The organism is Rossellomorea aquimaris (genome assembly GCF_001877785.1).
Taxonomy (GTDB): domain Bacteria; phylum Bacillota; class Bacilli; order Bacillales; family Bacillaceae_B; genus Rossellomorea; species Rossellomorea aquimaris_A.
This window is the reverse complement of sequence record NZ_MINN01000074.1, coordinates 126,959-140,149: the sequence shown is the minus strand read 5'-3', so window position 1 is coordinate 140,149 and position 13,191 is coordinate 126,959. Positions and strand designations below refer to the sequence as shown.

Genomic DNA, 13,191 nt, shown 5'->3' with positions numbered 1-13,191 from the left:
TCTAACCACATCAATCTATAATTAAATCACTGCACTCCAAAATCGTCTGCACATCTTCCGGATACATATGGTCCAAATCATGTAAGTCCGATAATGACTTCCAGGCTGCTTCAACAATTGTTTCATCAGGATCATTGATGCCTGCACTATCACCCAGCTTCTCTACTTTAAAATAATGGGTCTGCACTTCGATCCCTTTTAAAACGGTCTCTTTAACAGTCAGTTTCTTGAGGATCCTGACGTCATACCCTGTCTCTTCTTTTACTTCCCTGATGCAGCAATCTTCAGGCGTCTCGCCTATTACTATTCCGCCTGACGGAATGGCCCACCTATCACTATCATTGCCCCGAACCATCAGGACTTCATTCCGCTCGTTGATGCAGATAGCTGCGGATCCGAACCATTGTTTCATTGTGTCACCTCGATATGTCTGATAAGTTAAATTTTACCACAATCATTTGGTATTTTCAGATTATTCTTTGTTTACCGTTCACCATTCCTTACAATACACCAATCCTTTTCCATAATGATGAAATTGTAATCTTTACCTCTGATTGTGTTCTCAAAATCTCCCTTTCTTTTAAAACCTGCTTGTTCATAAACATGGATGGCACGTTTATTAAATTCAGCGACCGCCAGCTCCAAATGGTTATATCCTATTAATCTTCTTGCCTGTTCGATGATGGATTGGATAAATGCGAGTCCATTTCCTTTTCCTGTTAGATCAGGCCTCATTTGAACGCCAACAGCCATTATTTCTTCCGGTGGTTCTCCCACATCAAAGAATTCACAGTTGCCGATCAATTCTCTTTGACCGTCTACAACTGAATACATTTGGTCGGTATTGACACTTTGGAGGAAGCCATTTATTTTTTCTTCCTGAATGTTATTATCGTAAAACGAATACACTCCTTCATAGGTCCACTTAATGAATTCAGCGACATCTTCCTGTGTTCTCTTCCTGATTGTATAACCCATTTTCCTGACTCACCCTTTTCAATTCGTTACTTCCATTTTATATCATCGGGTTTTATCTCGCTCCCTAAAGTCTGGTTATGTAGTGATAATGAGCAAAAAAAATGCCTCATGCTTTATCTCTGCATAAGACACTCCTTGTAATCACTTATTCTTTTTCTTTATAGATGATCCTCTCGATACTTTTGAGAGACAAATGGTACACTTCAGCCAGTTGCTCTTTTGAAGCACCATTAATGTAATGCCTATAAATCATTTGATCTCTATCTTTAAAAGCTTGCCTTGTCCCATTTTTTTCTCCCCAGGAAAGCTCATTTCCCCTTTTCCTGGGGATGAACAAATAATCCCCGTCAATATATTCCTGAATGATTTGCACCAATTCGATCGGCAGCACATCACTTGCCTTTTTATATCCCATAAACGTCCCCGCTTTCTTATAAAATGTATAAGAAACAGCAGAGACCGCTCTCCACTCACTTTCCAGCAGCCTCTGCCACTAGAGAGTGAATATCTTTAGGTTCGGGTATTTCCCCATAAAAAACACTCCTATCTTAATCACAATCTTTCAACTCGTTCCTTACAGCCACCAATCCCTCTGCGGAATCAAATGAACGCTTTCAAGATTAAAATTCTCCTCTAACCAAGGAGCCACCAACGTTTTCTTCACTAAATATTCGGAGGCAGAATGTGAAACGCCAAATAAAGACATGCTTGTTTTGCATGCATACTCTATGACTTCATCAAATCTTCTCCTCCCGTAATCACTATCAATATGACAGTGTATTTCCCCGGAGATATAAGCATCTGCCCCTTTGTCTTCAGCCAGCTGCATCCAATGGGTTTTATCACCGCAGCCGGCGACGATGGCCACCTTGTTGATCACTTTTTTCCGTCCTTCAAAATCAACATAGGGGATATCAAAAATATGTTTGAGGTGTTTTATTAAATCTTCACAATCCGTTGGTTGAACATTGCCGATGATTCCAATACAGCCGTGTTTATCGTCATGGATGAACCTTTCGGTGATATCCACATTCAGTGCTTCCGCAATCGCCTGGCTTGTCCCCAATGTTTCGTGATAATCCATCGGAACGTGGCATGTATACACCGAAAGACCTCTACTCCTGATTCGATTCAATAGGGTTTCTTCTATCGGAACGAATCCCCTTCCCCACTCACCAACCGGATCACCGCACTCCATCAATAAAGGATGGTGCATAAAAAGCAGGTCACCGGATTCCCCTTTTTCAATGAATGTTTCTAAAACATCCTTCGTTGGGAAAACGGCCAAAAAAATATTATTCACCTCTGGCGTTCCCTTTATCATCAAGCCGTTGAATAACTCATTGAATTCCGGCTCGAACTTCTTTCTCCAATCAAATTTCCCTTCATAAACCTGAGGGATATATCGGCTGAAAGCAGGATCTTTGCCGAAGCTTTTAATCTTGAACGTTTCGTCCAGTTGCTGGACAATGTTTAGTAGTTTTTCCAATGTCAGGCTCCTTTCTGAAAAAAAATAGGGATGGAGCACATTTATTTTTCACCATTGTCACTCCTTTCCTCTTCCAGTAATGCCTCTATGTTGAGCAAGTAATTTAAAAGTTGTCACAGATTTCGACGATAAGTTTTTATAATCTCCGAGTATTGCGTATCCCCCAGCCCATACTCTTTAAATTTCATCATTAAGTCTGACACAAGTTCTGTTATCTGGACCTCCCGGTGTTCCTGAATATATACCAATAGATCACTGTCTTCCTTAAGATAGTCCAAATAAAGATGAATCCCTTTGTTTAAAGGAGGCGGATGGACTTCCCAAGGGTCCGATTGAAGAATCATGACTCCTTTGTACAGGGAATCAAACCCTTTTGCCTCCAAGCTATAAGAATCCACAGGTTGAAAGCGATCTCCCACAATATTGAGTGCGATCGGACCACTGTAAGGTCTAACCAGGCGAGGATGGTAAGGAGATTCATTTGGCAAAACATATCCTCATCAAACCAAAGGGCAATCCTCCCGAACTCTCCGCTGAAGAGGGGCTGCAATGGTTTCAAGGTGATGTCAGTATATTGAGCTGGTGTGACATGATGCACCTTCGCGCGGATGTTGTTAAATTCCTCTGAAAAAATAACCTCGCACGTGTCCCCGTAACACATTGCCTCGTTGAAGGGGATCATGTTTTTAGAATCAAGAAATTGAGTTTCTTTGAAGTGCTTGTACATTTCTGTTCCGTTGAGGATGTTTAGTGTTTCTTTTAGAGCCACCTTTACACCTCCTTATTGTATTGTTGAATGACATTCGGCAATAGTGCCGTGACAGTTTCTTACGTTAGCTTAACATTCTATATTTTACCATATTACGATGATCTTAGATTAAATCGATTTATTTTTGCTGTGCACAAACCCTGTAAATCCTGTCCCATTAAAAGGTTTCAAAATCAGGTTGGGAAAATCCAGGTATATATACCCGTAAAAAACGCATGTCCGGCCTCTGTTTTATGAAAATTTTCCTCCCTTTCATTTAAATTCTAAATTCCACTTTCATATATCCCATAATTTTACATTAATAAGAATTTTCAACCTATTCTGTTAATGGTTAAATTTTGTTACAATCCGTTTTAGTAAGGATCTCTACATAGTTCTTTGGTCTAGATGATTCTTTTCAATCTACCAGAGCGGGGAGGCGAACTTTTTTCGGGAGAAGGTCAGTAAACAAAAATGGAGAGGATGTTGTAAATGAAAGTAGGAAAGATTCTTGGGACTGTCGTAATGAGTGCACTTCTAGTCAGTCCGGCTATCAACAGTACGGCAGATGCCACGGCAAAAGGGGAAAAAGTCCGCGTTCTAATCTCATCCACCAATGACAAAGCAGAAGTTAACGCAAAGCAAAATTACGGTGTCCGCTGGGATTTTGATCAGAAAGGTTTTTCAACCGAAGTAACAGAAGCCCAATATAACGCTCTTCAAAAAAATAAAAATCTATCTGTTAAACTTGTCGAGGAAGTATCATTGGATGCCAAGCCTGGATCGAATGCAGGATCAGCAGCGAGTGATCAGACGCCATGGGGAATCGAAGCCATGTATGAGAATGCGGGCATCAGTTCTACATCCGGCGGAAGCGGCGTAAAAGTGGCGGTCCTTGATACTGGAGCAAACAAAAAGCACCCGGATCTCGCTAATAATGTTGAGCAGTGCAATGATTTCTCCCAACGAAAAGCAAGCCTCGTCACAAACTTTTGTGAAGATAAAAACGGACACGGCACCCATGTATCAGGGACGGTCCTTGCCGACGGCGGTACTGGCGATGGGATCTACGGGGTGGCACCGGATGCCAAACTGTGGTCCTACAAAGTATTGAATGACCGCGGATCAGGCTACTCCGATGACATTGCAGCTGCTATCCGGTATGCTGCGGATGAAAGTGACCGCCTGAATGTCAACACGGTCATCTCCATGTCCCTCGGAGCCAGTTCTGAAAGTCCTTTGATCACGGACGCCGTCAACTATGCCTATAACAAAGGCGTGCTTGTCGTTGCTGCAGCAGGTAATGAAGGGCCAAGCGCCAATACGATCGGATATCCTGGCGCAGTTGAAAATGCGGTTGCAGTGGCAGCACTTGAAGATGTCCAGCAAAATGGAACCTACCGCGTAGCTGATTTCTCTTCCCGCGGAAATCCAAATACGGATGGTGACTACGTGATTGGAGTGGGTGATGTGGAAGTTTCGGCACCGGGCCGTGCGATTGAATCGACCTGGTACGATGGTACGTACAACACTATCAGCGGTACGTCCATGGCAACCCCTCATGTATCGGGACTTGCCGCAAAGATCTGGGCGGAAAACCCTAGTTTCTCTGCAGCCCAGCTCCGTGCAGAAATCCAAAACCGCGGGAAGAATAATGATATACTCGGCGGCTCCGGCTCAGCAGCAGGCGATGACTATGCTTCTGGATTTGGTTTCCCGACAGTGAATCGTTAAGGAACGAATCAGGAAGAATATGATAAAAGAAAGGACATGACGAATCTGTCATGTCCTTATTTATGGTGGCTATTCGTTAAAAACCTCCACTTGGTCATACAGATTTATTAGAAAGTGGAACGGTATTCGGGGCAATGTGTTCGTCCCATCGAGCACTCTCGGCTCAATCTCCGCCAGGTCCCGCGGTTCAATTTCGCCAGTCCATAGATTTATCGACAAGTTGGTTGATATACGGGGAAAATGGAACGTACCTTGATAAATTGGAACGCTAACTTTGAAAGTGGAATGTATTTTGGGATTGTGGAGTGTATTTGTGAAAAGTCGCATGTAAATACGAAAAGTGGAACGAAAATGGCGGGAAGCGACTTAAATTCCATCTGTGAAAATCTTCAGTATCTCTTCCACTACCTGCTGGTACCCTCAGATCATGCTTAATTCTGATAGATTTGCTGAATTATTTTGGCTTTTGCTGAAAAAAATGAGTTTATGCTGATTTTTTCGGATATATGCTGACTTTTTAGTTTTATGCTTAATTCACCAAAATACTCCTTTACCAACTCTCCCAGTCCAGTATACGTGCCACGGTAACAGACCCTGTTACTCAAATTAAATCAGGCCATTGCACCTGCCCCGGCGTCCCGTCCGCCTCCGAAAAATGGGTCAACGTACCTGTCCCTCTGTCCCGATCCGGTTATTGTTTGACTTTCCATTACAGATATCCGATACTAGACGCATATTAATTAATCGGTTGATTAATTAGAGAAAGGAACTTCGATTATGACTCAATCCAATGAACAAAAAAGGGCGCCGGGGAGACCCCGTCTGAATAAGGAAGTGGCCAGAGGACAATTGCTTGACTCTGCCACGAAGCTGTTTTCTACGAAAGGGTTCGAGGAAACGAGCCTGCGTGAGATTGCGGCGGATGCGAATGTGAACATGGCGCTGATCAAGTACCACTTCGGTTCTAAGATGGACCTGTGGAAGGCCGTCATCCTGAAGCTTTCCGGGGAAGTCCTCGAAATTAATGACTTTGATTTGGAAGCAGTACAGGATTCTGCTGATATGAGGCAGCTCCTCGGTGAGCTATTTGACAAGTTGGTCGAAATGACGTTTGAGCATCGGGAGTTCAGTTTATTTGTCATGAATGAAAGCATTCAAAAAGGCGAAAGGTTCGATCATTTATTCGAACTATTGATCAAGCCTTTCCATGAACAGAGTTATCCATTTATCGTAAAGGGGATAGAAACTGGAGTGCTGGCCGACCAAGACCCGGAGGAGCTCATCGTGATGCTCTTGTCATCCGTTTCCTATCAGCAGGCAGCCCCCCATATCCTGAGCCCTTTCTCATCTGTCACAAAAGACGAAACACAATGGAAAGAAATGATCAAACACAGCCTGCGGGCAAACTTCATCAAATAATCATTTGTACTGTCTATCATGATTTGAAAGGATGTTTTCAATGGAAAAATATGAAGCGATCCCACAACCAAAAACATACGGTCCACTCGGTCATCTACCGCTCATCGACAAGGACAATCCGACGCTGTCGTTCATGAAACTCGCAGAGGAACAGGGACCCATCTTCCGTCTCCAGACCCCCTCTTCTTCCACGATCATCGTGTCGGGGCATGAGCTGGTAAAAGAGGTATGTGATCAGTCAAGATTCGATAAAAGCATCGAAGGCGCCCTCGAAAAAGTACGCGCTTTCGGCGGGGACGGACTATTTACGAGCCATACCGATGAGGAAAATTGGAGCAAGGCCCACAACATCCTCATGCCTACCTTCAGCCAGCGGGCGATGAAGGATTATCACGATATGATGATCGACATCGGCGTCCAGCTGGTCCAGAAATGGGCGAGACTGAATCCGAATGAAGAGATCGATGTGCCTGAAGATATGACTCGACTTACACTTGATACGATTGGACTGTGCGGCTTCAACTACCGATTCAACAGTTTTTACCGTGAGAGCCCCCATCCCTTCATCATCAGCATGGTGCGTGCAATGGATGAAGCGATGCACCAGCTTCAGAGGCTGGACATCCAAGATAAGCTGATGGTCAGGACGAAACGTCAATACAGACATGATATACAGACGATGTTCTCGATGGTCGACAACATCATCGCTGAACGGAAGGCGAACGGATCGCAGGAAGAAAATGATCTGCTATCCCGCATGCTGAATGTGAAAGATCCTGAAACCGGAGAGAATTTGGATGATGAGAATATCCGGTACCAGATTATCACCTTCTTGATCGCAGGGCATGAAACAACAAGCGGGCTCTTGTCATTCGCCCTCTACTTCTTGATGAAAAACCCTGATAAATTAAAGAAAGCCTACGAGGAAGTGGACCAAGTATTTTCAGGGCATGCACCGACCTATAAACAAGTGATCGATTTGAAGTATGTCCGCATGATACTGAATGAATCACTTCGCTTATGGCCGACGGCTCCTGCTTTCAGCCTGTATGCGAAAGAGGATACCCTCCTTGCCGGCAAGTATCCGGTTAAAAAAGAGGAAGAACGAATCACTGTTCTGATCCCTGAGCTTCACCGGGATCGGGATGCCTGGGGAGATGATGCGGACGAATTCCGTCCAGAACGCTTCGATAACCCGGAAAAAGTGCCTCATCATGCATACAAGCCGTTCGGCAATGGGCAGCGCGCCTGCATCGGCATGCAGTTCGCCCTTCATGAGGCGACCCTTGTACTCGCCATGCTGCTGAAGCACTTTGAATTCATTGATGATCAGGACTACCAGCTTAATGTCAAACAGACTCTGACGCTGAAGCCGGGTGATTTTAAAATCAAAGTCAAACAGCGGGAACAGACCGCTGCGGATTTCTCTCTATTCGCTTCAGGTTCAAGTGAAAAAACACAGAATAAAGATACGAGATCTCAAGAGGCTCCAGTCGTATCGGGTCTAAATGACCGTCCCCTTCTTGTCCTTTACGGATCCGATGCCGGTACGGCAGAAGGTGTTGCCAAGGAGCTCGCGGATACGGCAAGCTTCCACGGTGTACGCACGGAGGTCTCCCCTCTAAACGACCGCGTTGGCAGTCTTCCAGCAGAGGGCGCCGTCTTGATCGTCACTTCCTCCTACAACGGGAAGCCGCCGAGCAACGCCGGACAATTCGTCCAGTGGCTTGAGGAAGTGAAGCCCGGTGAACTTGAAGGCGTCCATTATGCAGTGTTCGGCTGCGGAGATCATAATTGGGCCAGTACCTACCAGGATGTCCCAAGATTAATCGACGAAAAACTCGCAGAAAAAGGTGCCGTAAGATTCTCCGTACGCGGCGAAGGAGATGCGAGCGGCGACTTCGAAGAACAGCTTGAACAGTGGAAAGACACTATGTGGTCGGACGCCGTCGAGACATTCGGTTTGAAAGTTGAAAACAAAGGCGGCAAGGAGCGCAGCAGCCTCAGCATGGAATTTGTCAGCGGCATCGGCGGTTCCCCGCTTGCCAAGTCTTATGAAGCGGTGAATACGAACATCCTGGAAAACCTGGAGCTTCAGTCACCTGACAGCGGCCGAAGCACACGTCATATCGAGGTGGCCCTGCCTGCCGGACTTTCTTACAAGGAAGGAGACCACCTGGGCGTACTTCCGAAAAACAGTCTGAGAAATGTGAACCGAGTATTGAAGCGGTTCGGCTTGAAAGGAAATGACCAGGTGGTACTGTCGGCAAGCGGACGGAGCGCAGCCCATCTGCCGCTCGGCCGCCCCGTTTCCTTATCGGATATTCTTTCCCACTGTGTGGAATTGCAGGAAGCGGCCACCAGGGCACAAATCCGCGAACTGGCGGCTTACACCGTGTGTCCGCCTCATAAAAAAGAACTGGAAGCCATGCTTGAAGAAGGAGTCTATCAAGAACAGGTATTGAAAAAACGCGTCTCCATGCTCGACTTTATGGAAAAATACGAAGCATGCGAGCTCTCGTTTGAACGGTTCATGGAACTCCTCCCGGCCCTAAAGCCGAGATATTATTCCATCTCTTCTTCCCCTTCTGCCGATGCTGAAAAATTGAGCATCACGGTCGGTGTCGTAAGAGATGCGGCGTGGAGCAGATTGGGCGAATATGAAGGTGTCGCCTCCAATTATCTGGCGAGATTGGAAAAAGGAGAAGACATCGCATGCTTCATCCGCACGCCGCAGTCGAATTTCGAACTGCCGGCTGACTCCGAAACACCGATCATCATGGTCGGACCTGGTACCGGCGTCGCTCCGTTCCGCGGCTTCCTGCAGGCGCGCCGAAGCTTGAAGGAACAAGGAACGCCGATTGGTGAAGCACATCTTTATTTCGGATGCCGCCACTGTGATCAGGATTACATCTACCGTGGTGAACTAGAGCGGGATGAACAAAATGGCATTGTCACTCTTCATACGGCATTTTCCCGTATGGACGGACAGCAGAAGACCTATGTACAGCATCTTATGAAAGAGGACGCCCCTCGCCTGATCGAACTGCTCGACCGCGGCGCACATCTCTATATTTGCGGCGACGGAAGCCGGATGTCCCCTGAAGTGGAAGATACCCTTCGTACGGCATACCGGGAAGTTCATGGTGTTTCTAAGGAAGAATCGAAGAACTGGCTCGATCAGCTCGAGAAGGACGGCCGGTTCGGGAAGGATGTCTGGGCAGGGATTTAAGGGACTGTGATGAGAAAACCGGTACGCTTTAGGTGTGCCGGTTTTTTCATCCATTTTGGCGATTGCATACAAAAGATTGAAGATTTTTCGACAAGTTGCTTGAAAACGTGGGGAAGTGGCCTTAATGTGGTGAAAAGTGGCTTGAATCGTTATTTATGAGCTTCTGAAATCCTCCCTGGAGAGTCGTCCATGATAACTTACGCATTCAAATCAGGGTTATATGATGATATTTTAAGATTTGTAATGAAAAAATGAGTTTATGCGTCTTTTAAATAAAACCACTAATTTGGCCCCCTATCTCCCATTCAACTATGGACCTCTGTACCTGTCCCCATAGCCCACCACGGCTCTTTTCAAATCCAAAGCAACTCAAATTGTACGATCGTTATGATTGCAGTAACCATCATTACCATTTCAGCCACCGTTACAATGGCTTGTTTAGGATATTCACTGTGTTTCCATTCAAAATATGCCCTGACTAAGTAGTCCGTCATGAGGAGAACAGTCATTCCTATTACATATAAAGATATGTAATTTTTATCCTCAATTACTCCCCAGCTTAAGCCGATAAGAATGATCACAGAAACAAACCTTATCCACTTATCTATTTTGCGGTGCCTCTCATTAATAAGATTATAGGAAAACACCTTTCTCTTCACTTTTTTAATATGGAAGACTCTTCTTAAGATGAACTTAACGAAAGAGATGAGGACAAAGACGATAATTACAATCAGGCAAAATTTTATCCAAAACACAAAATCCCCTCCTCACTTAAACGATCTTTAATTTTTATCGGTTTTTCTCTCCAGCTTTCCACTAAAACAGGACCTTTACCCCACTGCCAGCCAGGAAATGATACTCAATAAAGGGCCGATAACGGCAATGAACACTTTCAAAGAAATCCCTCCGCGATCTTCTTCAATCTATGAAAAGAGCAGAAACTAATAGTTAGACGTTTTGTACAGCATCATTGTTTTTAAAGGATGTTCCGATTGTTCATTTCTGGTAAACTATTCAAAACGAATGAATCAGGGGTTGAGAAAATTGAAAATTGATTATTTTATAGGTATTGTCCCGCCAGGAGAATATGTGGAACGAGTTGAGCGATTTCAGCGTAAATGGATTCGACAATCAGGTGTGGAACCTCATATCACACTGAAAGCACAAGGAGGTCTGACTCCCGATAAAAAGTGGCTAGGAAATGTGAAAAGAGTTTGCGAGAATATCAGTCCATTTCAAGTGTCCTTGGGTAAACCAAAGTATTTTGGAAATAACATCCTTTATTTGAGTGTGGACTCTGCGGAATTACATACCCTCCATCAAAAAATAGTAAAAGAGATTTCACCATCGCATGAATTGATAAAGAGGTATTTTGAACTCGATGACTTTGTACCTCACTTGACCCTGGGGAAAGAGCATTACGGCGGGAATATCTCTACCCCGCTTTCGAAAGATGGGCTAACAGAAATGGAAAGAGCAGCAGAAGAGGAGTTGACACCCTATCCAGCTTTCAAAGTGGATTTTGTAAGGGTTTATGAGTTGGATATTGTTAAGAGAAGATATGAAACGTTTTTAGATATCTATTTAGGAGGATGACCTCGAGGATATGACGTCCTCCCTCAGGCATGGAGCCGGTCTGATTCAAATAAAGAACCAAGCAGCTGAGCCTGCCGTCACAATAATCAGCCCGGCCGCCCGCTTTTTAAAGTTCAGCATATACCCCAGAAGAATCAGGCCAATGGCAGCCCACTTGAAATGATAGAAGTCTCTGAGGCTTTCTGCAATATACCCAATCCAAGTAGAAAAAATCAGGAATAACAGTAAAACCGGAATCAGCAGATTGATAGCCGCCCATAGATATTTCATTAATATGATCCCCCATCTAGTTTAAAAATCTTCTGTTTTTAAAAAGTTCCCCGTTTACATAGGAAGAGAATAAAGGTTACAGTGTTAAAATTAATCAAGAACGTCGACAGGTTTTATTTTCCTCATCTCCTTCAAATAGTGTTCTATAGGAAGCAATGACCAGAACGATTCCAAATATCAACATGTACAATGTAAATGTCTCAAGTAGACCCATAATGATAAGAGCTGTTAGGAAGACAGCAGAAGTAACAAAGAATACACTTTTTCTTCCCTTTTGCCGGTTAACGATCAAGATTATATCGGTTGCCGCAAATAGCAATAATACTATTCTCATACCCATCAGATGGTCTGCGGAAAAGAAACTGATAGAGATGACAATAACTATGCGTGCAGCTTCAGTTAATCCTTCTTCTGCGGATCGATCCTGAATTCTTTAGCTGCTCAACTTCTCAATCAGCTCCAAGACTGCCTCATCGTCTCCTGGATTAATATATACTTTTTCAGTATTTGAAATGATCTTTTTCGTATACTCCTTCATCGACACTTCGAGCTGCTGGGCACTCGGCCAATGCGAGGGAATATTATATATGTTAATAGTGCCGTCCCCATTGCCGCTGTACGTCACTGTTCCATCAGCCACGATATCCCCGGCCAGCACAATGACGTTTTCCGGATAGACGGCGCTGTGTTCATCGTAAGGGTTGACGGCTTCTCCCGCTGATATCTGGCGGACGTTTAACTCAGTTGCATCTTCGTTTCCAATCACCTGCAGCCAAACGCGCGCGTATTCTATTTCCTTTGACGAGTACTGGGACAGGGTAGTTTCTTCCGTACTTTTTGATTGGTTGTCCCCGCTCTGTGACGATGGTTCAGCATCGGAATCAGCAGGCTCAGCTTCTTCCGAAGAGTCGGAGTTTGCAGATTCATCCCTGCTGTCAGATGCGAGAACATCTTCCTCTGTTGATTTATTTTCTTCTGAATCGACATGTTCACCGTTTTTTTTAACATCTTCACTGCACGCCATGAGCAGGATGGACACGGATGATAACATGATTGGGATCAGTAGTTTTTTCATTTCTACACCTCTTTGTTTTAAGCAATTTGCCGCATCGTAATCTTATAAAGGTTTACTAACAGCTTTTCGTAAATTCACAATATCATTCGGATTCAAGGCCCATTCTTCCATTAAGTCCGACTGCCTCTCCTTCAAGTCCTCAAATGGCTCCTCGATCAGTTGCACCAATAAATCGATCATCAAACATGGACGAGTCCCTTAATTTACGGCAACCTCCAAAACCGATATCGTCATTCATCGCCCTCACGACTTTCTTGATATGCGCAAACAAAATGGCGCCTGTACACATGGGACAGGGTTCTACTGATGTATATAGCGACAGTTTTTCACGGTGCACTTTTGCCTGCAGAATCGCTCCACCTGCATTCCGGATCGCCTTAATCTCTGCGTGGGCCGTGGCATCCTGCTGCGGCTGTACCCGATTTCTGCCAGTAGAAATCACATTGTCGTTTTCATCGACTATGACAGCCCCTATTGGATAGGTGTTCTCCATCAGCACCTGCTCAGCCTCCCTTAAAGCCATTTCTAAAAAATATCTGTCCTTCTCTTCCATGTAAGTTTTCAACCTCTCAATCACTTAATCTTTAATAGATTTGAGGATCAGCCCCGAATCCCCATTTTTTACCTGGTACCCATTATCCACCAAACCG

12 protein-coding genes and 3 pseudogenes are annotated in these 13,191 nt (G+C 44.7%); 6 read left to right on the top strand and 9 right to left on the bottom strand.

Annotated features, from left to right (window positions below):
* Window positions 1-10 precede the first annotated feature (10 nt).
* From BHE18_RS04560 to BHE18_RS22835, 5 genes are all read right to left on the bottom strand, one after another.
* A complete protein-coding gene (locus BHE18_RS04560; RefSeq protein WP_071617445.1) occupies window positions 11-412 on the bottom strand; it encodes an NUDIX hydrolase in 402 nt (133 codons plus the stop codon).
* A 71-nt stretch (window positions 413-483) separates the two neighbouring features.
* A complete protein-coding gene (locus tag BHE18_RS04555) occupies window positions 484-978 on the bottom strand; it encodes a GNAT family N-acetyltransferase (RefSeq protein WP_071617444.1) in 495 nt (164 codons plus the stop codon).
* A gap of 145 nt (window positions 979-1,123) precedes the next feature.
* Entirely contained in the window at window positions 1,124-1,393 is a 270-nt protein-coding gene (locus BHE18_RS04550) for a CD3324 family protein (RefSeq protein WP_071617443.1), read from the bottom strand.
* A gap of 159 nt (window positions 1,394-1,552) precedes the next feature.
* Window positions 1,553-2,467 (bottom strand): Nif3-like dinuclear metal center hexameric protein, encoded by a 915-nt coding sequence (locus tag BHE18_RS04545; RefSeq protein ID WP_071617442.1) that lies wholly within the window; start codon window positions 2,465-2,467, stop codon window positions 1,553-1,555.
* Between the two features lie 113 nt (window positions 2,468-2,580).
* On the bottom strand, window positions 2,581-2,955 hold the full coding sequence (locus BHE18_RS22835) for a hypothetical protein (RefSeq protein WP_141771811.1): 375 nt from the start codon (window positions 2,953-2,955) through the stop codon (window positions 2,581-2,583).
* Here BHE18_RS22835 and BHE18_RS23135 point away from each other — a divergent pair.
* From BHE18_RS23135 to BHE18_RS23970, 5 genes and pseudogenes are all read left to right on the top strand, one after another.
* Complete coding sequence (locus tag BHE18_RS23135) at window positions 2,949-3,095, top strand: hypothetical protein (protein WP_171910651.1); 147 nt, start codon at window positions 2,949-2,951, stop codon at window positions 3,093-3,095. The genes BHE18_RS22835 and BHE18_RS23135 overlap by 7 nt on opposite strands.
* 612 nt (window positions 3,096-3,707) lie before the next feature.
* Window positions 3,708-4,949, top strand: a complete 1,242-nt coding sequence (locus BHE18_RS04530; RefSeq protein ID WP_071617439.1) for a S8 family serine peptidase — start codon at window positions 3,708-3,710, stop codon at window positions 4,947-4,949.
* A 777-nt stretch (window positions 4,950-5,726) separates the two neighbouring features.
* Window positions 5,727-6,368 carry a TetR/AcrR family transcriptional regulator gene (locus BHE18_RS04525; protein WP_071617438.1) on the top strand — a complete coding sequence of 214 codons (642 nt, stop codon included), beginning with the start codon at window positions 5,727-5,729 and terminating at the stop codon, window positions 6,366-6,368.
* A 40-nt stretch (window positions 6,369-6,408) separates the two neighbouring features.
* Window positions 6,409-7,765, top strand: a pseudogene (locus tag BHE18_RS23975) (cytochrome P450); the annotation flags it as partial.
* Window positions 7,766-7,884: 119 nt separating this feature from the next.
* Window positions 7,885-9,600, top strand: a pseudogene (locus BHE18_RS23970) (diflavin oxidoreductase); the annotation flags it as partial.
* A gap of 353 nt (window positions 9,601-9,953) precedes the next feature.
* Here the strand turns inward: BHE18_RS23970 and BHE18_RS04515 are convergent.
* Window positions 9,954-10,355, bottom strand: a complete 402-nt coding sequence (locus BHE18_RS04515; protein ID WP_071617436.1) for a DUF4181 domain-containing protein — start codon at window positions 10,353-10,355, stop codon at window positions 9,954-9,956.
* A gap of 289 nt (window positions 10,356-10,644) precedes the next feature.
* Here BHE18_RS04515 and BHE18_RS04510 point away from each other — a divergent pair, with 289 nt between their 5' ends.
* Window positions 10,645-11,196 (top strand): 2'-5' RNA ligase family protein, encoded by a 552-nt coding sequence (locus tag BHE18_RS04510; protein ID WP_071617435.1) that lies wholly within the window; start codon window positions 10,645-10,647, stop codon window positions 11,194-11,196.
* Window positions 11,197-11,241: 45 nt separating this feature from the next.
* Here BHE18_RS04510 and BHE18_RS04505 read toward each other — a convergent pair whose 3' ends face one another.
* The 3 genes and pseudogenes from BHE18_RS04505 to BHE18_RS04490 form a co-directional block, all read right to left on the bottom strand.
* Window positions 11,242-11,466, bottom strand: a complete 225-nt coding sequence (locus tag BHE18_RS04505; RefSeq protein ID WP_071617434.1) for a hypothetical protein — start codon at window positions 11,464-11,466, stop codon at window positions 11,242-11,244.
* A gap of 433 nt (window positions 11,467-11,899) precedes the next feature.
* Window positions 11,900-12,541 carry a hypothetical protein gene (locus BHE18_RS04495; RefSeq protein WP_071617432.1) on the bottom strand — a complete coding sequence of 214 codons (642 nt, stop codon included), beginning with the start codon at window positions 12,539-12,541 and terminating at the stop codon, window positions 11,900-11,902.
* Between the two features lie 42 nt (window positions 12,542-12,583).
* Window positions 12,584-13,064 (bottom strand): annotated as a pseudogene (locus tag BHE18_RS04490) (nucleoside deaminase).
* Window positions 13,065-13,191: the final 127 nt, after the last annotated feature.